At 59.6% G+C, this 21,013-nt stretch carries 19 protein-coding genes; 14 read left to right on the top strand and 5 right to left on the bottom strand.

What is annotated here, in order from left to right; translation table 11 throughout:
- Nucleotides 1–114 precede the first annotated feature (114 nt).
- From AB3G88_RS21980 to AB3G88_RS21945, 8 genes are all read left to right on the top strand, one after another.
- Nucleotides 115–960, top strand: coding sequence for an ATPase (locus tag AB3G88_RS21980; protein ID WP_099585447.1), 846 nt, complete (start codon nucleotides 115–117; stop codon nucleotides 958–960).
- 171 nt (nucleotides 961–1,131) lie between these two features.
- Entirely contained in the window at nucleotides 1,132–2,391 is a 1,260-nt protein-coding gene (locus AB3G88_RS21975; protein ID WP_480451649.1) for a D-mannose isomerase, read from the top strand.
- A gap of 104 nt (nucleotides 2,392–2,495) precedes the next feature.
- A complete protein-coding gene (locus AB3G88_RS21970; RefSeq protein WP_099585445.1) occupies nucleotides 2,496–3,782 on the top strand; it encodes an ABC transporter substrate-binding protein in 1,287 nt (428 codons plus the stop codon).
- A gap of 80 nt (nucleotides 3,783–3,862) precedes the next feature.
- Nucleotides 3,863–4,771, top strand: coding sequence for a carbohydrate ABC transporter permease (locus AB3G88_RS21965; RefSeq protein WP_003175732.1), 909 nt, complete (start codon nucleotides 3,863–3,865; stop codon nucleotides 4,769–4,771).
- Nucleotides 4,764–5,609, top strand: a complete 846-nt coding sequence (locus AB3G88_RS21960) for a carbohydrate ABC transporter permease (RefSeq protein WP_099585444.1) — start codon at nucleotides 4,764–4,766, stop codon at nucleotides 5,607–5,609. The genes AB3G88_RS21965 and AB3G88_RS21960 overlap by 8 nt, the downstream gene beginning before the upstream one ends.
- 2 nt (nucleotides 5,610–5,611) lie before the next feature.
- On the top strand, nucleotides 5,612–6,772 hold the full coding sequence (locus tag AB3G88_RS21955; protein ID WP_099585443.1) for an ABC transporter ATP-binding protein: 1,161 nt from the start codon (nucleotides 5,612–5,614) through the stop codon (nucleotides 6,770–6,772).
- 85 nt (nucleotides 6,773–6,857) lie between these two features.
- Nucleotides 6,858–8,204, top strand: a complete 1,347-nt coding sequence (locus AB3G88_RS21950; RefSeq protein WP_112196569.1) for a carbohydrate porin — start codon at nucleotides 6,858–6,860, stop codon at nucleotides 8,202–8,204.
- A gap of 99 nt (nucleotides 8,205–8,303) precedes the next feature.
- Entirely contained in the window at nucleotides 8,304–9,149 is an 846-nt protein-coding gene (locus tag AB3G88_RS21945; RefSeq protein ID WP_099585441.1) for a D-hexose-6-phosphate mutarotase, read from the top strand.
- A 136-nt stretch (nucleotides 9,150–9,285) separates the two neighbouring features.
- Here the strand turns inward: AB3G88_RS21945 and AB3G88_RS21940 are convergent, their stop codons facing one another.
- Entirely contained in the window at nucleotides 9,286–10,146 is an 861-nt protein-coding gene (locus AB3G88_RS21940; protein WP_169851198.1) for a MurR/RpiR family transcriptional regulator, read from the bottom strand.
- Between the two features lie 219 nt (nucleotides 10,147–10,365).
- Here AB3G88_RS21940 and zwf point away from each other — a divergent pair, with 219 nt between their 5' ends.
- The 3 genes from zwf to AB3G88_RS21925 are packed head-to-tail and all read left to right on the top strand — an operon-like array spanning nucleotide 10,366 to nucleotide 13,215.
- A complete protein-coding gene (zwf, locus tag AB3G88_RS21935) occupies nucleotides 10,366–11,832 on the top strand; it encodes a glucose-6-phosphate dehydrogenase (protein ID WP_112196568.1) in 1,467 nt (488 codons plus the stop codon).
- Nucleotides 11,819–12,532, top strand: a complete 714-nt coding sequence (gene pgl, locus AB3G88_RS21930) for a 6-phosphogluconolactonase (protein WP_480451644.1) — start codon at nucleotides 11,819–11,821, stop codon at nucleotides 12,530–12,532. The genes zwf and pgl overlap by 14 nt, the downstream gene beginning before the upstream one ends.
- A gap of 17 nt (nucleotides 12,533–12,549) precedes the next feature.
- Nucleotides 12,550–13,215: a bifunctional 4-hydroxy-2-oxoglutarate aldolase/2-dehydro-3-deoxy-phosphogluconate aldolase gene (locus AB3G88_RS21925; RefSeq protein WP_099585438.1), complete on the top strand. Its 666-nt coding sequence runs from the start codon at nucleotides 12,550–12,552 to the stop codon at nucleotides 13,213–13,215.
- Between the two features lie 106 nt (nucleotides 13,216–13,321).
- Here AB3G88_RS21925 and AB3G88_RS21920 read toward each other — a convergent pair whose 3' ends face one another.
- Together AB3G88_RS21920 and AB3G88_RS21915 are read right to left on the bottom strand one after the other, a co-directional pair.
- Nucleotides 13,322–14,497, bottom strand: coding sequence for an aminotransferase class V-fold PLP-dependent enzyme (locus AB3G88_RS21920; RefSeq protein WP_480451642.1), 1,176 nt, complete (start codon nucleotides 14,495–14,497; stop codon nucleotides 13,322–13,324).
- Nucleotides 14,498–14,511: 14 nt separating this feature from the next.
- Entirely contained in the window at nucleotides 14,512–14,748 is a 237-nt protein-coding gene (locus AB3G88_RS21915) for a DUF3820 family protein (RefSeq protein ID WP_099585436.1), read from the bottom strand.
- A gap of 208 nt (nucleotides 14,749–14,956) precedes the next feature.
- Between AB3G88_RS21915 and AB3G88_RS21910 the strand changes: the two genes are divergently transcribed.
- On the top strand, nucleotides 14,957–15,424 hold the full coding sequence (locus AB3G88_RS21910; protein WP_099585435.1) for a ferritin-like domain-containing protein: 468 nt from the start codon (nucleotides 14,957–14,959) through the stop codon (nucleotides 15,422–15,424).
- Nucleotides 15,425–15,495: 71 nt separating this feature from the next.
- Here AB3G88_RS21910 and AB3G88_RS21905 read toward each other — a convergent pair whose 3' ends face one another.
- On the bottom strand, nucleotides 15,496–15,966 hold the full coding sequence (locus AB3G88_RS21905) for a MaoC family dehydratase (RefSeq protein WP_010208208.1): 471 nt from the start codon (nucleotides 15,964–15,966) through the stop codon (nucleotides 15,496–15,498).
- A 69-nt stretch (nucleotides 15,967–16,035) separates the two neighbouring features.
- Nucleotides 16,036–16,980 (bottom strand): alpha/beta hydrolase, encoded by a 945-nt coding sequence (locus AB3G88_RS21900; protein ID WP_099585434.1) that lies wholly within the window; start codon nucleotides 16,978–16,980, stop codon nucleotides 16,036–16,038.
- A 211-nt stretch (nucleotides 16,981–17,191) separates the two neighbouring features.
- Here AB3G88_RS21900 and fadD2 point away from each other — a divergent pair, with 211 nt between their 5' ends.
- Together fadD2 and fadD1 are read left to right on the top strand one after the other, a co-directional pair.
- Nucleotides 17,192–18,880: a long-chain-fatty-acid--CoA ligase FadD2 gene (gene fadD2 / locus AB3G88_RS21895; RefSeq protein WP_099585433.1), complete on the top strand. Its 1,689-nt coding sequence runs from the start codon at nucleotides 17,192–17,194 to the stop codon at nucleotides 18,878–18,880.
- Nucleotides 18,881–19,280: 400 nt separating this feature from the next.
- On the top strand, nucleotides 19,281–20,972 hold the full coding sequence (gene fadD1, locus AB3G88_RS21890; protein WP_099585432.1) for a long-chain-fatty-acid--CoA ligase FadD1: 1,692 nt from the start codon (nucleotides 19,281–19,283) through the stop codon (nucleotides 20,970–20,972).
- The last annotated feature ends 41 nt before the right edge of the window (nucleotides 20,973–21,013 follow it).

Genomic DNA, 21,013 nt, shown 5'->3' with positions numbered 1-21,013 from the left:
AGGCAACACATGGGGAACCGAATTCGCGGTTCCGAGTCGATCAGTGCGACGGGGCTGCGGTTTATACTCCCGTCGTTCGGCGTTCCAGCCACTTCAGCGATTCAGGGTTGATTCATGCGTAACGATGCTAAAGACGACTTCGACAACGTTCCCAGCCTGCGGGCCGATACTGGGGATGACGACGATTTCGAACCTTCCCCGGCCACCTCGGTGCGTTCGCGCAACACGCCAGTGGTCAAGGTCAAGGGCGCCAACACCGGCCCGCTGTGGGCATTGATCGGCGCGCTGCTGATCGCCTTTGCCGGCCTGGCCTGGTGGAGCTTCCAGCAGATATCCCTGATGGGCCAGCAATTGGTTGCCACCCAGGAAAGTTTTGCACGCATCAGCGAAGAAGCGGCGGGGCGCCTGCAGGATATTTCCGGCAAGGTCGTCGCCAGTGAAGCCAGCGTGAACAACGGCAGCGAAGCATTGAAACTGCAGATCAAGCAGTTGGAAAGCCAACTGCTGGAGCAGGGCAAGCAGCAGCTCGGCGTCGCCGGCCAGGCCACCGAACTGGACAAACGCCTCGCCCAAATGACAGCCAGCACCACCGAGCTGTCGAGCGCCAACGCCAAGCTGCAAGGCCAGGTCCAGGCCCTGACCGACGCGGTAGCCACGCTCAAGGCGGCACAGGGTGATGCGGGCAAGCGCGACACAGAGATCAAAGAGCTGGTCGCCGACGTTGCTGCGTTGAAAAAACAAGGCAACCCAAGCGCCGCCATCGCGCGTCTTGAGCAGGATTTGGTGGTGCTCAAAAGCGCGCAGGACAACCAGCCGGCCAATAGCGATGCGCCGACCAACAAAGAGTTCGACGTGTTCCGCATCCAGACCACGCGCAATATCACTACGTTGCAAAGCCAGGTGCAGAACCTGCAGCAACAGCTCAACGCGCCGGCGAAGGTCACCCCGCTGGGCCAATGACGTCTGGCATCCGGGGTGACTGACCCTTGTGGTGAGCCCGCTCACCACTGGAGTCGTCTGTCCTTTTGCAATGTCACCACTTGGTGACATTTCCCATCCCCTTCGTTACGTGCCCACCTCCCGCCCTTGTTTAGACTCCGGTCATCCCACAAAAAATAATAAGGGCCACCCATGACCATGCAACCACTGCCTGCCAGCAGTTGGCTTAACGCGCCTGCCCACCATGCCTGGCTCGCTGCCGAAGGCCAGCGCCTGCTGTCATTTGCCAAGGCGTCGCGCCTGCCAGAAGGGTTTGGCAACCTTGACGACAAAGGCCTACTGCCGGCCAATGCCCACGCCGAAACCATGAACACCGCCCGCATGACCCACAGCTTCGCCATGGCCCATGCCATGGGTCTGCCGGGCTATGCGGCGCTGGTCGAGCACGGGGTCGCGGCCCTCAGTGGCCCTTTGCGTGATAGCAAGCACGGCGGTTGGTTCGCCACGCCCCAGGCCCAGGATGGCAACACCGGCAAGGCCGCCTACCTGCATGCGTTCGTCGCCCTGGCGGCCAGCTCGGCCGTGGTGGCGGGAGCGGCGGGTGCACAAAACCTGCTCAATGACGCGACCCACATCATCGACCAGTTTTTCTGGAGCGAAGAAGAGGGCGTGATGCTCGAATCCTTTGCCCAGGACTGGAGCGGCGTCGAAGCCTATCGCGGCGCCAACAGCAATATGCACGCGACCGAAGCCTTCCTCGCCCTGGCCGATGTGACGGGCGATACCCGCTGGCTGGACCGTGCACTGCGGATCGTCGAACGCGTGATTCACACCCATGCGGCCAGCAACCAGTTCATGGTCATCGAGCATTTCGACCCGCACTGGCAACCGCTGCTCAACTACAACGAAGACAACCGCGCCGACGGCTTCCGCCCCTATGGCATCACTCCCGGCCACGGTTTTGAATGGGCGCGGCTGGTGCTGCACCTGGAAGCCGCTCGCCTGCAAGCCGGGCTTGTTACGCCAGAGTGGCTGGTGAGCGACGCCAAGGGCCTGTTCGCCAGTGCCTGCGAATATGCCTGGGCCGTGGATGGCGCCCCCGGCATCGTCTACACCCTGGATTGGAACCACCAGCCGGTGGTGTGCGAACGCCTGCATTGGACGCACGCTGAGGCCAGCGCTGCAGCCCAAGCCTTGCTTAAACGCACGGGCGAACTGCATTACGAGACCTGGTATCGGCGCTTCTGGGAGTTCTGCGAAACCCACTTTATCGACCGTATCCACGGCAGTTGGCACCACGAACTCAATCCGCACAACCAGCCCAGCAGCAACATCTGGGGGGGCAAGCCGGACCTGTACCATGCCTGGCAAGCGGTGGTGCTGCCTGCACTGCCCTTGGCGCCGAGCATGACCAGCGCGTTGAGTGCTGGGCGCTATGTCACCAAGTGGTGACATTTGTGCATCCCTTTGTTACCTGCGCTCGAAAAAACCATGTTTAAACTCCGTGCAGCGCAAGCCCTAGACTTGCATGCATAACAACAAGAAAAGGTATTCAGATGAACGCGATTAATCGCCTCGCCGTAGCTATTTCCGTTGCCTCGTTGTTTCCCCTCAGTGCATTTGCCGCCGACTCCAAAGGGACGGTTGAAGTTGTGCATTGGTGGACCTCGGGTGGCGAAAAAGCGGCTGTAGATGTCCTGAAGGCCCAAGTTGAGAAAGACGGCTTCACCTGGAAAGACGGTGCCGTCGCAGGTGGCGGTGGCGCCACGGCCATGACCGTGCTGAAAAGCCGCGCGGTCGCCGGCAACCCGCCCGGCGTTGCCCAGATCAAAGGTCCCGACATCCAGGAATGGGCGTCCACCGGTCTGCTCGACACCGACGTGCTCAAAGACGTCGCCAAAGCAGAAAAATGGGATTCTCTGCTCGACAAGAAAGTCTCCGACACCGTGAAGTACGACGGTGACTACGTTGCCGTACCGGTCAACATCCACCGTGTGAACTGGCTGTGGATCAACCCGGAAGTCTTCAAGAAAGCCGGCATCACCAAGAACCCGACCACCCTCGAAGAATTCTACGCAGCCGGCGACAAGCTCAAGGCCGCAGGCTTCATCCCGCTTGCCCACGGTGGCCAGCCTTGGCAGGACAGCACCGTGTTTGAAGCGGTCGTGCTTTCGGTGATGGGTGCCGATGGTTACAAAAAAGCCCTGGTCGACCTGGACAACGCTGCGCTGACTGGCCCGGAAATGGTCAAGTCCCTCACCGAGCTGAAGAAAGTCGCGACCTACATGGACGTCGACGGCAAAGGTCAGGACTGGAACCTCGAAGCTGGCAAAGTCATCAACGGCAAGGCCGGTATGCAGATCATGGGTGACTGGGCCAAGTCCGAATGGACGGCGGCCAAGAAAGTCGCCGGCAAGGATTACGAGTGCGTAGCCTTCCCGGGCACCGACAAAGCCTTCACCTACAACATCGACTCCCTGGCAGTGTTCAAGCAGAAAGACAAAGGCACCGCCGCCGGTCAGCAGGACATCGCCAAAGTCGTGCTGGGTGAAAACTTCCAGAAGGTGTTCAGCATCAACAAGGGCTCGATCCCTGTTCGTACCGACATGCTCAACGAAATGGACAAGCTCGGCTTCGACTCCTGCGCCCAGACTGCCGCCAAGGACTTCCTGGCAGACGCCAAGTCCGGCGGCCTGCAACCAAGCATGGCGCATAACATGGCCACCACCCTGGCTGTGCAAGGTGCGTTCTTTGATGTCGTGACCAACTTCATCAACGACCCGAAAGCCGACCCGGCCGACACCGCCAAGAAGCTCGGCGCTGCGATCAAGTCAGCCAAGTAACAGCTGACCTTGTGAGGGGGACCCCTGACCCCTCACAAGGCCTGTTTCTGTAGTCCTTTTTCCCTGTATTGGATTTTCCCATGAGTTCTGTTGCTGTGTTCAGCAAAGCCTCGCCGTTCGATGCGCTGCAGCGCTGGCTACCCAAATTGGTGCTGGCGCCCAGCATGTTCATCGTGTTGGTGGGCTTCTACGGCTACATCCTGTGGACGTTTGTACTGTCGTTCACCACGTCTACGTTCCTGCCGAGCTACAAGTGGGCGGGCCTGGCGCAGTACGAGCGTTTATTCGACAACGATCGCTGGTGGGTGGCGAGCAAGAACCTGGCGCTGTTTGGCGGCATGTTTATCGGCATCACCCTGGTGATCGGCGTGACCCTGGCGATCTTCCTCGACCAGAAAATCCGTCGCGAAGGCTTCATCCGCACTATTTACCTGTACCCGATGGCGCTCTCGATGATCGTCACCGGTACCGCCTGGAAATGGCTGCTCAACCCGGGCATGGGCCTGGACAAACTCCTGCGTGACTGGGGCTGGGAAGGCTTCCGTCTCGATTGGCTGATCGACCCGGACCGTGTGGTCTATTGCCTGGTGATCGCCGCTGTCTGGCAAGCCTCCGGTTTCATCATGGCAATGTTCCTTGCCGGTTTGCGTGGCGTTGATCAATCGATCATCCGTGCCGCCCAGATCGACGGCGCGAGCCTGCCGCGCATCTACTGGAGCGTGGTGTTGCCCAGCCTGCGTCCGGTGTTTTTCAGTGCGGTGATGATCCTGGCGCACATTGCGATCAAGAGCTTCGACCTGGTGGCGGCCATGACCGCGGGTGGTCCGGGCTATTCGTCCGACCTGCCGGCGATGTTCATGTATTCGTTCACCTTCAGCCGTGGCCAGATGGGCATGGGCTCTGCCAGTGCCATCCTGATGCTCGGTGCGATCCTCGCGATCATCGTGCCTTACCTCTACTCCGAGCTGAGGACCAAGCGTAATGACTAGTCTCGCTAACAAACCGGCCATCAGCCTGAGCCGCGTTGCGATCTACGCGGTGCTGATCCTTGCGGTGCTGCTGTATCTGGTGCCGCTGGTGGTGATGCTGCTCACCAGCTTCAAAACCCCGGAAGACATCACCAACGGCAACCTGCTGAGCTGGCCCACCGTGGTCACCGGCATTGGCTGGGTCAAGGCCTGGGACACCGTCGATGGTTACTTCTGGAACTCGATCAAGATCACCGTTCCCGCCGTGCTCATTTCCACCGCCATCGGCGCATTGAACGGCTATGTGCTGTCGTTCTGGCGCTTCCGTGGTTCGCAGCTGTTCTTCGGCCTGCTGTTGTTCGGCTGCTTCCTGCCGTTCCAGACCGTGCTGCTGCCGGCGTCTTTCACCCTCGGCAAGATGGGCCTGGCGAGCACCACCACTGGCCTGGTGTTCATCCACGTGGTCTACGGCCTGGCGTTCACAACGCTGTTCTTCCGTAACTACTACGTGAGCATTCCGGACGCGCTGATCAAGGCCGCGCGCCTGGACGGTGCGGGATTCTTCACCATCTTCCGTCAGATCATTCTGCCGATGTCGACACCGATCATCATGGTCTGCCTGATCTGGCAGTTCACCCAGATCTGGAACGACTTCCTGTTCGGCGTGGTGTTCTCCAGTGGCGACTCCCAGCCCATCACGGTGGCGCTGAACAACCTGGTCAACACCAGCACCGGGGCCAAGGAATATAACGTGGATATGGCGGCGGCGATGATCGCCGGGCTGCCGACCCTGCTGGTCTATGTGATCGCAGGCAAGTATTTCGTGCGCGGCCTCACGGCCGGCGCGGTCAAGGGGTAATCATGGCTACGCTTGAACTTCGCAATGTAAACAAGACCTATGGCGCCGGCCTGCCCGACACCTTGAAGAACATCGAACTGTCGATCAAGGAAGGTGAATTCCTGATCCTGGTCGGCCCTTCTGGCTGCGGTAAATCCACGCTGATGAACTGCATCGCCGGCCTTGAGACCATCACCGGCGGCGCGATCATGATCGGTGATCAAGACGTCAGCGGCATGAGCCCCAAGGACCGCGACATCGCCATGGTGTTTCAGTCCTACGCGCTGTACCCGACCATGAGCGTGCGCGAGAACATCGAATTCGGCCTGAAGATCCGCAAGATGCCTCAAGCCGACATCGACGCCGAAGTCGCGCGCGTGGCCAAGCTGCTGCAGATCGAACACCTGCTCAACCGCAAGCCGGGCCAACTCTCCGGCGGCCAGCAGCAGCGCGTGGCCATGGGCCGGGCGTTGGCGCGTCGGCCGAAGATCTATCTGTTCGACGAACCGCTGTCCAACCTCGACGCCAAGCTGCGCGTCGAGATGCGCACCGAAATGAAACTGATGCACCAGCGCCTCAAGACCACCACGGTCTACGTGACCCACGACCAGATCGAAGCCATGACCCTGGGCGATAAAGTGGCGGTGATGAAGGACGGCATCATCCAGCAGTTCGGCACGCCGAAAGAGATTTACAACAACCCGGCCAACCAGTTTGTGGCGAGCTTTATCGGCTCGCCGCCGATGAACTTTGTGCCGCTGCGCCTGCAACGCAAGGACGGTCGCCTGGTGGCTCTGCTCGACAGCGGCCAGGCGCGTTGTGAGCTGGCGCTGAACGTGACAGATGCCGGCCTGGAAGACCGCGACGTGATCCTGGGCCTGCGCCCGGAGCAAATCCTGTTGGCGGCGGGCGAGGGCGACAGTGCGTCGAGCATTCGTGCCGAAGTCCAGGTCACCGAGCCGACCGGGCCGGACACCCTGGTGTTCGTGCAACTCAACGACACCAAAGTCTGCTGCCGACTGGCGCCCGATGTGGCACCTCAGGTGGGCGAGACCCTGACCCTGCAATTCGATCCGGCCAAGGTGCTGCTGTTTGACGCCAACACCGGTGAGCGTCTGGGCACGGCTACTTCAGTGCCGACACAGGGGCACGCCGATAACGTGGCCCAATTCAAGGGTCGCTGAGCGAGATAAGTTGTTGTTTTAGTTAAAAAATGTAACCCGCGTTAGATAAAAACAGTTTAATAACAATAAAGACGAGGATGTAGGGATGAAAAAGCAACACAACAACACCCGGCTGATCTGCCAACTGTCAGCTGCAGCAGCCCTTGTATTGTCCGCCAATGCGATGGCGGCCGATGCGTTCAGCGCCGATTCCAAATGGATGACCGGCGATTGGGGCGGCGAGCGTACCAAGCTGATCGAGCAAGGTATCGATATCAAGGCCGACTACGTAGGGGAAATGGGCTACAACGCCCACGGTGGTTACAACAACGACAAGACCGGTCGCTACGCTGACCAGTTCGGTCTGGGCGTTGCCCTGGACCTGCAAAAACTGTGGGGCTGGGACAACACCCAGGCCAAGATCCAGTTCACCAACCGTAATGGCCAGAACATCTCCAACGACCGCATTGGCGACCCGCGTGCCGGCACGCTCAGCTCGTCGATGGAAGTCTACGGCCGTGGCCACATGGTGCGTCTGACCCAGTTCTGGATCCAGCACCAGATGTTCGACAACAAGTTGGACGTCAAGCTCGGCTACTTCGGTGAAGGCGAAGACTTCAACACCTTCCCATGCGACTTCCAGAACCTGTCGTTCTGCGGCTCGCAAGTGGGTAACTACGTCAGCACCTGGTACAACTGGCCGGTCAGCCAGGCCGCGATCCGCGTGAAGTACAACATCACGCCTGAGCTGTATGCGCAAATCGGCGCGTACAACCAGAACCCGTCGCAACTGGAGCACGGCAACGGCTTCAAGCTGAGTGGCAGCGGCACCAAAGGCACTGTGATCCCGGTGGAATTGGTCTGGTCGCCGAAGGTTAACAATCTGCCGGGCGAATACCGTGTGGGTTACTACAAGAGCGCCGCTGACGCCAGCGACGTTCGTGAAGACGTCAACGGTAACGATGCTGCCACTACTGGCGCAGACTACCGTACCCGCAGCAGCAAAAAAGGCTACTGGTTTGTTGCCCAGCAGCAACTCACCAGCCACAACGGTGACTCTTCCCGTGGCCTGAACATTGCCGCCAATGCCACGTTCCACGACAAGGAAACCAACACCGTCGACAACTACCAGTCGATCATGCTGGTGTACAAAGGCCCATTCGATGCGCGTCCAAAAGATGACGTCGGTATTGGTGCTGCGCGTCTGCACGTCAACGATGACGTGAAGAAAGACGCCGAACTGCTCAATGCCTCCAACGGCGTGAGCGACTACGACAACCCGCTGTACCGGCCGATTCGCGAGACCGAGTACAACTTCGAAATCAACTACGGTTTCCACGTCACCAACTGGCTGACCGTGCGTCCCAACCTGCAATACGTTGTCCAGCCGGGCGGCGTGGATAAAGTCGACAACGCGCTGGTGGCTGGCCTGAAAATTCAGTCTACGTTCTAACGCTGTTGCGATAAGCTCCTTCTCTCTGTGCGCATTTGCGGGTAGCCATGGCTATCCGCTTTTTTTTGGGCTGCACTGTGATATTCAGGACCGTGGCACATGCATGAGCATCCGCTGCAACGCTTTTTCAAATCCCTGCGCGAGCGTCCGGTGTTCGCCTGGGAGCGCTTTCAGATGCGCGATGTGTTGGTGATTGACCACCCGCTGTGCCAGGCGGTGTTCAGCCGCCAGGGTGCGCAACTGTTGCATTTCCAACCCCGTGGCCAGAAACCCTGGTTGTGGTGCGCGGCCAAGTGGCCGCAAGTCGGCGCCATCCGTGGCGGCGTGCCGGTGTGCTGGCCGTGGTATGGCCGCCATCCGAGCGAAAACGCATGGCCATCTCACGGCTGGGCGCGGTTGATCGACTGGAAGCTCCTCGACAGCAGCACCGACGACGACGGCGTGCGTCTGCACTGGCAATTGCAGCTGTGCGACTGGCAGGTCGACCTGCACGCGCACCTGGGCGACACCCTGGAACTGCGCCTGAGCACCGAGCATCAGGACGAACTCCCGTGCCAGTTGAGCCATGCTTTGCACGCTTACTGGCGTATTGGTCACGTCGACGAGATAGCGCTGTCTGGACTCGACGGTGCGCAAGGTTATGACCAGCTCAGTCGCCAGGTTTGCCAGCAGGAAGGTGAATTGCGGGTGGACGGTGGGTGTCAGCGGGTGTTCCAGCACGAGGGTGAATTGCAGCTCAAGGATCATGCTTGGCAGCGTGAACTGTGCATCGACACGGGTGACAGTGCGGACACCGTGGTCTGGCATCCGGGCAGCCGGCCGTTGCTGGGCGTGAGCTTCAACGAGGCGTCGGGGTTTGTGTGTGTGGAATCGGCGATGGCCGGGGCCAGTTTGGCGCCGGGGGAGAGGGCGCATTTGAGTTTGCAGGCTCGGGCTGGGGTTTAGCGGTGTGGCTGATGGCCCTATCGGGGGCAAGCCCCCTCCCACATTTGAAAGTATTCACAGATCAAAGTGTGGGAGGGGCGGTGCGACGATTCGACTTGCCCCCGATAGGGCCAGTAAAGCCAACACACATGCTGGCTTAGTTAAACTCATCCCCCACCGGATACCGGCTGTCATTCAAACTCTCTTTGATCTTGCGCAAATGCGGCTGGAAATCCACGCCACGGCGCAAGGTCATGCCGGTCGCCAGCACATCCAGCACCGTCAATTGGATGATCCGCGAGGTCATCGGCATGTAGATGTCGGTGTCTTCCGGCAGCGGAATGTTCAAACTCACGGTGCTGGCCTTGGCCAGCGGTGAGTTCTCTGCGGTAACACCCAGTACTGACGCACCGTTTTCCCGCGCAATACGCGCCACTTCCACCAACTCGCGGGTACGCCCGGTGTAGGAAATAATCACGAACAGCTCGCCCGTATGCGCCACCGAGGCGATCATGCGTTGCATCAGCACGTCGGCATGGGCGGTCACTGACAGGTTGAAGCGGAAGAATTTGTGCAGCGCATCCATGGCCACCGGCGCCGAGGCGCCCAGGCCGAAGAAGTGGATCTGCCGCGCCTGGATCAACAGGTCTACGGCCTTGCTGATCAGGTTCGGGTCCAGGGCCTGGCAGGCGCTGTCCAGGGAGGCGATGGCGCTGCCAAAGATCTTCTGGGTGTAGGCCTCGGGGTTATCATCGGCTTCCACTGCGCGGCTGACATACGCCGCGCCGCTGGCCAGGCTTTGCGCCAGCTGCAATTTAAGTTCAGGGTAACCGCTGACGCCGAATGAACGGCAGAAACGGTTGACCGTCGGTTCACTGACCGAAGCGGCCTGGGCAAGGGCGGCGATAGAGAAGCGGGTCGCCTGCTGCGGGTTGAGCAGGATGACCTCGGCGACTTTTTTCTCGGCCTTGTTTAATTCTTCGAGGCGGTTCCGGATCTGTTCCAGAAGATTTCGCACGCGGTCCATTCAGTCTTTCCTTCGGGCGACGATGCAAATAAAGGGCGGTAGCCAATCGACGAGTGGCATTTCGCGGTGGCCTATCCTACTGAGGGTAGCTGAACACCACCACTCGGAATGCGTATTTCGGGAAAATGTTGTGGTTATTACTACATTTTTCCTTGAGTGATGCCTTGAAAAAAGGTATTTGTAGCTTAACTTGATAAAAGAACAAACATCATGCCTTCGATAACCGTAGAACCCTGCACCTTTGCCCTCTTTGGCGCCTTGGGTGATCTGGCGCTGCGCAAGTTATTTCCTGCCCTCTATCAACTTGATGGCGCCGGGCTGCTGCACGACGACACGCGCATCCTGGCCCTGGCCCGTGAAGCCGGTTCCGAGCAACAGCACCTGGCCCATATCGAAAAAGAACTGCGCAAGTACGTCGGCAAGGAATTGGACGAAAGCATCGCCCAACGTTTCCTGGCGCGCCTGACCTATGTCCACGTCGACTTCATGAAGGCCGACGACTACGTGGCCCTGGCTGAACTGGCCGGCACCGAGCAATGCCTGATCGCCTATTTCGCCACGCCGGCGGCGGTGTATGGCGCGATCTGCGAGAACCTGTCCAAGGTCGGCCTGGCCGAAAACACCCGTGTGGTGCTGGAAAAGCCCATCGGTTCGGACCTGGAGTCCTCGCGCAAGGTCAACGACGCCGTGGCGCAGTTTTTCCCGGAAAACCGCACCTACCGCATCGACCACTACCTGGGCAAAGAGACCGTCCAGAACCTGATCGCCCTGCGTTTCGCCAACAGCCTGTTCGAAACCCAGTGGAACCAGAACTACATCTCCCACGTGGAAATCACCGTGGCCGAGCAGGTGGGTATCGAAGGCCGTTGGGGCTATTTCGACAAGGCCGGCCAACTGCGGGACATGATCCAGAATCACCTGCTGCAACTGCTTTGCCTGATCGCCATGGACCCGCCGGCCGATCTGTCTGCCGACAGCATCCGTGATGAGAAGGTCAAGGTGCTCAAGGCCCTGGCGCCGATCAGCCCGGATGGGCTGACTACCCAAGTGGTACGTGGCCAGTACATCGCCGGTTACAGCGCCGGCAAGGCCGTGCCGGGTTACCTGGAAGAAGACAACTCCAACACCCAGAGCGACACGGAGACTTTCGTCGCGCTGCGTGCCGATATCCGCAACTGGCGTTGGGCCGGGGTGCCGTTCTACCTGCGTACCGGCAAACGCATGCCGCAAAAGCTGTCGCAGATCGTTATCCACTTCAAGGAACCGTCGCACTACATCTTCGCCCCCGAGCAGCGCTTGCAGATCAGCAACAAGCTGATCATCCGCCTGCAGCCGGACGAAGGGATTTCCTTGCGTGTGATGACCAAGGAGCAGGGCCTGGACAAGGGCATGCAACTGCGCAGCGGGCCGCTGCAACTGAATTTTTCCGACACCTATCGCAGCGCACGCATCCCCGATGCCTACGAGCGTTTGTTGTTGGAAGTGATGCGCGGCAATCAGAACCTGTTTGTTCGCAAAGATGAAATCGAAGCCGCTTGGAAGTGGTGTGACCAGTTGATCGCCGGGTGGAAGAAATCCGGTGATGCGCCCAAGCCGTATGCGGCGGGGTCCTGGGGGCCGATGAGCTCCATTGCACTGATCACGCGGGATGGGAGGTCGTGGTATGGCGATATCTGAATTGAAACTGCCTCAGGGCGTAACGGCCCACGAGTACCGCACCCCGGTGCTGTTGGCCGAAGGCCTGGCCCTGGATGTAGCCGAACAACTGCGCGCGGCCATCAGTGCCCGTGGCGAAGCAACGTTGGTGGTATCCGGTGGCCGCAGCCCCGTGGCGTTTTTCCAGCACCTGGCCAAGCAAGGCCTGGACTGGTCCAACGTCACCATCACCCTCGCCGACGAGCGCTGGGTGCCAGTGGAACATGCCGACAGCAATGCTGGCCTGTTGAAACAGCACCTGTTGCAAGGTCCTGCGGCCAAGGCCAGGTTCCTCAGCCTGTACAGCGCCGCCGCCAATCTCGAAGACGCTGCCGAGCAGGCCGATCGCCTGCTGGCCGAATTGCCGGCAATTGACGTGCTGGTGCTGGGCATGGGCGATGACGGCCACACCGCCTCGCTGTTTCCCAACAGCCCGAACCTTGCCCAAGCGTTGCAGGCCGACGGTACCCGCCGTTGCTGGCCGATGCTTGCGCCAACCGTGCCGCACCAGCGCCTGACCATGAGTCGTGCGCTGCTGGCCACGGCCAACTACACCGTGCTGTCGATTTCCGGCAGTTCGAAATTGACCACCTTGAGCGCCGCCCTGGCCAGTGACGACGTTGCTGCCATGCCGATTCGCGCGTTTTTGCAACCTACATTAGAGATTTACTGGTGCCCATGAGCCAAGGATCAGCCGCTATGAAAAGCCCTCAACCGACCGTGTCCATGGCGGATAAAGTTGCCTTGATCGACAGCCTCTGCGCCAAGGCGCGGATCCTGCCGGTGATCACCATCGCCCGCGAACAGGACATCCTGCCGTTGGCCGATGCCCTGGCAGCCGGTGGTTTGACCGCATTGGAAGTGACCCTGCGTTCCGAGTTCGGCCTCAAGGCCATTCAGGTGCTGCGCGAGCAGCGCCCTGAACTGTGCACCGGTGCCGGCACCGTGCTCGACCGTCACATGCTCGAAGCAGCCGAGGTTGCCGGCTCGCAATTTATCGTCACCCCCGGCATTACCCGCGACCTGCTGGAAGCCTCGGTGCACAGCCCGATCCCGCTGTTGCCGGGCATCAGCAATGCCTCGGGCATCATGGAAGGCTATGGCCTGGGTTATCGCCGCTTCAAGCTGTTCCCGGCGGAAGTCAGCGGCGGCGTGGCGGCCATCAAGGCCCTGGGCGGCCCGTTCGGCGAAGTGAAATTCTGCCCGACCGGCGGCGTCGGCCCGGCCAACATCAAAAACTACATGGCGTTGAAAAACGTGATGTGTGTGGGCGGTAGCTGGATGCTTGATCCTGAGTGGATCAAGAACGGCGACTGGGCCCGCATCCAGGAAGTCACCGCCGAGGCGCTGGCGCTGCTGGATTGATCTGATTTACCGAATCGTTGTTGCTGTGCTTAACGGCATTTTTGCGGTGCACTTGGTCGGTGTACCGCTTTTTTTGCCTGCAAAAAGCCGTTAGGCCACCACATTTTCAGTCTGTGCTCAGTTCGGTAATGGCTTTGACCAGCACATCAATGTCCGCCTTTGATGTGAGCAACCCCGGTGTCACCCGGATGCACGTACCAAACGCCGCCCCGGCGCGCGTGGTGGTGAACAGGCCGTAATCCTTGAGCAACCGATCCACCATCACCTGCTGGTCACGCCCGCTGAATTTGAGCGCGGTAATCCCGCAATACAGCCGTGGATCATCCGAAGTCAGCACCTCAATGCCTTTGAGGGGGCGCACCTGGCTTACCCACAGATCGCGCAGGTAATTGACCCGCGCACCTTTGGCCGCCGCGCCCCCCAATGCCCGATGTTCTTCAAACACCAGTGGCAAGGTCATCAAGGCCGGAAAGTTTGGCGTGCTGTAGGACGTGCGTGCGCGCACGTCCGTGATGGGGTAGTGGAACTCACCCATGTCCGGGTCGATATCTGCGAGGCGCTCCGGGGCGATGTACAGAAAACCCAGGGTCAGCGGCGCGCCGATCCATTTATGCAGGTTAAAGCCAGCGAACTGGATGCCCAGCTCGGCGAGGTTGAAGTCGATCTGGCCCAGGGCATGGGCGCCGTCGAGAATCACGTCGATACCCTGTTCACGCGCCGCCTCGGCGATGGCTGCAATGGGCATCACCAGGCCTGTGCGGTGGGTGACGTGGGTCAGCGCCATCAGCTTTATACGCGGGTACTCAGCGAAGGCGGTGCGATAGGTCTGTAACAGGTTGTCGAAACTGGCCGGGTGCGAGTGGGAAAGCTCAATCACCTCGACACCGCGAACCCCGGCCAACCAGCGCATGGCGCCCTTGACGGTGTCGTACTCCAGATCACTGATCAGCACTTGGTCGCCCGGTTGCAGGCGGTTGTAGTTGCGAATCAGCGACTGCAAGGCTTCGGTGGCGTTGCGGGTGAAGGCGACCGACTCCGGGGCCACATCGATCAACTCGGCCAATTGGCGGCGGATCTCGACGTTTTCGCCTTGTTCGAAACGCTGGCGCACGTGCAACGAATTGCTGCGGTTGATAAACGCCACGTGGTCCAGGTACTGCGCCTGGACTGCACGGCTCATGCGCCCGAAATAGCCGTTTTCCAGATTGATCGGACCCGGTTCCAGGTCGTAGCGCTGGGCGATGGCCTGCCAGTGCAGTTCGTTGTCAGCATTGCGTGGCATGGCGACGCTCCTGATTAATGACGCGGGGCAGGCTTGCCGTGCTTGGCGCGCAAGGGGTCGAGCAGTTCCGACAAACCGTTGTGGTCGATTTCCTGCATCAAGGCCAGCAAACCGCCCAGCTCGCCGTGGGGGAAACCCTCACGGGCAAACCAATTCAGGTAAGGGCCCGGCAGGTCGGCGATGATCCGGCCCTTGTATTTGCCGAAGGGCATTTCGCGGGTGATCAGCAATTCGAGTTTTTCGGGGTTCATGGGGACGTCAGTGGCGTGAGTCGAGACTTCGGAAAATACAGGCATTCTGCATGAAGGCCAAATGACAGATCATGCAAATAACGTACATACAGATGGTTCAAATATTTTTAAGTTGTTGAAATTCAACATAAAAACTGTTTTTCAAAACCTGGCACGAGCGCTGCAATCATTAAGACAACCCTTCGTAACCTGCCTGAGGAATTGAAAAATGACTGACATCAATAAAGAATCGATCTCCGTACTCAACGACCTGATCGAGACCAGCATCGACGGCCAGAAAGGTTTCAAAGAATGCGCAGAAGACATCAAGCACCCAGAACTCAAGGCGCTGTTTGCCAAGCGTTCCGCTGATTGCGCAACCGCTGCCGCCGAGCTGAAAACCGCCGTACGTGCACTGGGCGGTGATCCAGAAGACTCCGGCAGCATGGCCGGCGCCCTGCATCGTGGTTGGGTCGATGTGAAGTCGATGCTCACCGGTAAAGATGAAGAGGCTGTGCTGAACGAAGCCGAGCGCGGTGAAGATCACGCACTCAAGGCTTACAAGGAAGCGATCGAGAAGATCAACAAGCACAACCTGCTGGGCATCCGTGACCTGGTTGAGCGTCAGTACCATGGCGTACAGCGCAACCACGACCAGGTGAAAGCCCTGCGTAACCAGGCTCGCGCTCAGTCGTAAGCCAAATGCGGTAAAAAAAATGTGGGAGGGGGGAAAGCCCCCTCCCACATTTGTGTTGTGTCGGCCTTGAGTCAGCCGATGCTGATTGGCGGCAGCTCGGTCAACGTTACAACCTGTTGCTTACGCGGGGCGAGAATCTCGGCTTCGCCATCCACCACCAGCTCATCGCGCTGGTTGAACACGCGAGTGGCAATACGCACGCGGAATTTCGGCAGTTTTTCAAGGATTTCCAGGCGCACCGTCAGTGTGTCGCCGATCTTGACCGGCTTCTGAAAGCTCATCTGCTGGCCAATATAGATAGTGCCCGGCCCAGGCAGCTCGCAGGCCACCGCCGCGCTGATCAGCGCACCGCTGAACATGCCGTGGGCGATACGCTCCTTGAACATGGTCGCCTTGGCGTATTCGGCGTCCAGGTGCACCGGGTTGTGGTCGCCGGACATGGCGGCGAACAGCTGGATATCGCGCTCTTCTACAAGTTTGCTGTAGCTGGCGGTCTGGCCGACTTCCAGGGCTTCGTACGGGGTGTTGGTTACCTGTGTCATCTAAAGGTGCATCCTGTGGCTAATCGGTAATTATCGGCCGATTTTAAACGGCTGATTTTAAAAGAAAAGTTATTCGCAGTGAGCCGGCCTGCGCAAGGTCAGGGCCTGGTCGAGCCACGTCAGTACATCCGCGATAACGGCATCGCGGTTGGTTTCGTTGAACACTTCGTGACGCGCCTGCGGGTAGATATTCAATTGCAGATGCTGACAGCCGGCCTCACGCAGCGCATGGGCCAGGCTTTTGAGACGCTTGCCCTCACTCACCGGATCACATTCGCCGCCCATCACCAGGATCGGCAGCCCCGGATCGATCTGGACGAGATTGGACGCTTTGCTGATTTGCTGCAAGCCGCCCAGCAGGTCGATCCACAGTTGGTTGGTACACCGGAAGCCGCACAGTGGATCGTTGATGTATTTGTCCACTTCAGCCGGGTCACGGCTGAGCCAGTCGAACGCCGTGCGGTTGGGCTTGAATGCTTTGTTGAACGAGCCGAATGACAGGAACTCGATCAACGCACTGCGCCCGCGCGCACCCTGGCGCAAACGCTCGGCCCGCGCGATCACCCGTGCGGCGCGGTACAGCGCCACCGGCTGGAAATTCGAACCACTGAGAATCGCCCCGTGCAGGCTGGCGCTGTGATGCAGCAGGTAGGCCTGGGCTATATAGCTGCCCATGCTGTGGCCCAGCAGGATGATCGGCAGCCCCGGTTGCTGCTGGCCGATGTGCTGATTGAGGCTGGCCAGGTCGCCCACCACTTTGTTCCAGCCATCCTTTTCGGCGTAGAGCCCCAAGGTGCCTTCGTCGGCGGTGCGGCCGTGGCCACGCTGGTCCGGTGCATACACGCCATAGCCAGCGCCACATAACGCTTCGGCCAGCCGCGCATAACGCCCGCTGTGCTCAGCCATGCCGTGGGACAGCATGACCACGGCGTGAACCGGGCCTTCAGGCATCCACTGATTGACGTACAGGCGACTGCGGTCATTCGCGGTCAGCCAGAAGGTGCTGTGGTTCATGGCGCTTCCTTTCTTCAAGGTCTGCTCGGGGTCGTTGCAGTGTATAGCTCATCTGCCGAGGGCCGGGGTATCTGCCTACGCATCAGCGGCAAGATTCATACAATCAATGACACGATTTAGCGTATTTGCCTGTTTGGTCATAGCTGCTAACGTCCCCAAAGCTCCGCTTTTTTTAAGCGGCCGGACACACTCAGGTAAGGGGACAAGAATAATGCAACCTGGTTTCTGGAATGACAAACGCGCGGCGGGCGTTCCCAATGATATCGACCTCACGGCCTACAAGTCGGTGATCGAAGTCTTCGAACGCTCGTGCAAGACCTTCGCCGACCGTCCGGCCTTCAGCAACATGGGCGTCACCCTGACCTACGCCGAGCTTGAGCGCCAGAGTGCGGCGTTCGCCGGTTACCTGCAACAGCACACCGACCTCAAGCCCGGCGAGCGCATCGCCGTACAGATGCCCAACGTGCTGCATTACCCGATTGCCGTGTTCGGCGCCCTGCGCGCCGGGCTGATTGTGGTCAACACCAACCCGCTGTACACCCCGCGCGAGATGCGCCACCAGTTCAAGGACGCCGGCGTGCGTGCGCTGGTCTACCTCAACCTGTTCGGTGCGCGGGTGCAGGAGGTGTGCAGCGACACCGAGATCGACTACCTGATCGAAGCCAGGATGGGTGACTTCCTGCCCGCCGCCAAAGGCTGGCTGGTCAACACTGTGGTCGACAAGGTCAAGAAGATGGTCCCGGCCTACAGCCTGCCGCGTGCGGTGTCGTTCAAGCGTGCGCTGCGCATGGGCGCCGGCCTGGGGATCACGCGTCATCCGGTGACCCTCGATGACGTCGCCGTGCTGCAATACACCGGCGGCACCACCGGCCTGGCCAAGGGCGCGATGCTGACCCATGGCAACCTGGTGGCGAACATGCAGCAGGCCCGTGCGTGCATGTCCCAGGTTGGCGACGACGGCCACCCGTTGATCAAGGAAGGGCAGGAGGTGATGATCGCGCCGCTGCCGCTGTACCACATCTATGCCTTCACCGCGAACTGCATGTGCATGATGGTCACGGGTAACCACAACGTACTGATCACCAATCCACGGGACATCGGCGGGTTTATCAAGGAGCTGAAAAAGTGGCGCTTTACCGGGTTGCTGGGGCTTAACACACTGTTTGTGGCGTTGATGGACCATCCGGAATTCAAGACGCTGGACTTCTCCCACCTCAAACTCACCAACTCCGGTGGCACGGCACTGATCAAGGCCACAGCCGAACGCTGGCAGCAAATCACCGGCTGTACCATTGGCGAAGGCTACGGCCTGACAGAAACCTCGCCAGTGGCCAGCACCAACCCTTATGGCAACAAATCGCGCCTCGGCACCGTGGGCATCCCCGTGCCGGCTACCGCGATGAAAGTGATTGATGATGAAGGCGTCGAGTTGCCGCTGGGCGAACGCGGCGAGCTGTGCATCAAGGGCCCGCAGGTGATGAAGGGTTACTGGCAGCAGCCGGCTGCGACCGCCGAGACCCTGGACGCCGAGGGTTGGCTCAAGACTGGCGACATTGCGGTGATTGATGAGGACGGCTTTGTACGTATTGTCGACCGCAAGAAAGACCTGATCATCGTCTCGGGTTTCAACGTGTACCCCAACGAAATCGAAGACGTGGTGATGGCGCACCCGGCGGTAGCCAACTGTGCGGTGATCGGCGTACCGGACGAGCGCACGGGGGAGGCCGTGAAGCTGTTTGTGGTGGCGCGGGCCGAAGGCGTGAGCCTTGAAGAATTAAAGACCTACTGCAAGGCCAACTTCACGGGGTACAAGGTGCCCAAGCAGATTGTGTTGCGCGATTCGCTGCCGATGACGCCGGTGGGCAAGATCCTGCGGCGGGAGCTGCGCGACATCGCCTGATCTTGAATTGAAATGTAATTCAAATGTGGGAGGGGGCTTGCCCCCCGATAGCAGAGTATCAGTCACTGGATCTGGTGACTGGGCCACTGCCATCGGGGGCAAGCCCCCTCCCACATTTGTTTAATGTTGTTCTGGAAGCCTTGTTCCAGAGCCTTCTGTCGGGGGATTTCAGCTACGATTAAAGTGTGACTAAATATTGTAGGACAGTCATGTTTATGACTGTCGAGCCCTCTTTAGGCTCTAGTCGGCCCTTGGCAAAGCTGCTACTCTCGGCGCGCTTTGTGACGTCTAGGCCTGCTTGAAAGCGCCAGATTCACCTTAAAAAAACATACACCAATAATAATCGCATCAAATGCGATGATGAATTCGCGTCGCTGACGTCGCTGAGGAGTGGGCTTCCATGAACGAAGACTTTTGGAAGGATAAGTACCCCGCCGGGATTGCTGCACAAATCAATCCAGACGAGTATCCGAATATTCAGGCGGTACTGAAGCAGTCCTGCCAGCGCTTCGCCAACAAACCGGCCTTCAGCAACCTGGGCAAGACAATCACCTACGGTGAATTGTATGAACTGTCCGGCGCCTTCGCCGCGTACCTGCAACAACACACCGACTTGAAGCCCGGCGATCGAATCGCTGTGCAACTGCCCAACGTCCTGCAATACCCGGTCGCGGTATTCGGCGCCATCCGCGCCGGCCTGATCGTGGTCAACACCAACCCGCTGTACACCGCGCGGGAAATGGAACACCAATTCAACGACTCCGGTGCCAAGGCCCTGGTCTGCCTGGCCAACATGGCCCACCTGGCGGAAAAGGTCGTGCCCAAGACCGCCGTCAAGCATGTGATCGTCACCGAAGTCGCCGACCTGTTGCCGCCGCTCAAGCGCCTGCTGGTCAACAGCGTCATCAAGTACGTGAAGAAAATGGTCCCGGCGTATCACTTGCCTCAGGCGATCAAGTTCAACGACGTGCTCGCCAAGGGCCACGGTCAACCGGTCAGCGACGCCAGCCCGGCCAGCAGCGACGTGGCCGTGTTGCAATACACCGGCGGCACCACCGGCGTGGCGAAGGGCGCGATGCTCACCCACCGCAACCTCGTCGCCAACATGTTGCAGTGCAAGGCGCTGATGGGCTCCAACCTCAACGAAGGCTGCGAGATCCTGATCACGCCGCTGCCGCTGTACCACATCTATGCCTTCACCTTTCATTGCATGGCGATGATGCTCATCGGCAACCACAACATCCTGATCAGCAACCCGCGCGACCTGCCTGCTATGGTCAAGGAGTTGTCGAAGTGGAAGTTCAGCGGTTTTGTCGGCCTGAACACGTTGTTCGTGGCGCTGTGCAACAACGAAGGCTTCCGCAAGCTGGACTTCTCCGCGCTGAAAGTCACCCTGTCGGGCGGCATGGCCCTGCAGCTGGCCGCCGCTGAACGTTGGAAGGCCGTGACCGGCTGTGGCATCTGCGAAGGTTACGGCATGACCGAAACCAGCCCGGTAGCCACCGTCAACCCGATCCAGCATATCCAGATCGGTACCATTGGCATTCCGGTGCCGTCTACCGTGTGTAAAGTCATTGCCGACGACGGCACTGAGTTGGCGCTGGGTGAAACCGGCGAGCTGTGCGTCAAGGGCCCGCAAGTGATGAAGGGCTACTGGCAGCGCCAGGACGCCACCGACGAGATGCTCGACAGTGAAGGCTGGCTCAAGACCGGCGACATCGCGATCATCCAGCCGGACGGCTACATGCGCATTGTCGACCGCAAGAAGGACATGATCCTGGTCTCCGGTTTCAACGTGTACCCCAACGAGCTGGAAGACGTGCTGGCAGGCCTGCCGGGCGTGCTGCAATGCGCGGCCATCGGTGTGCCGGACGAAAAATCCGGGGAGATCATCAAGCTCTTCATCGTGGTCAAACCGGGGGCCACCCTCACCAAGGACCAGGTGATGGAGCACATGCGCGCCAACGTCACTGCCTACAAGGTGCCCAAGGCGGTGGAGTTCCGTGATGCATTGCCGACCACCAACGTTGGCAAGATCCTGCGTCGTGAGTTGCGTGATGAAGAACTGAAGAAGCTGGGCCTTAAAAAATAACCCGCCAAATTGAAATGCAGTCCAATGTGGGAGGGGGCTTG

The organism is Pseudomonas arvensis (assembly GCF_056688935.1).
This window is presented reverse-complemented; position numbering and strand designations above follow the sequence as displayed.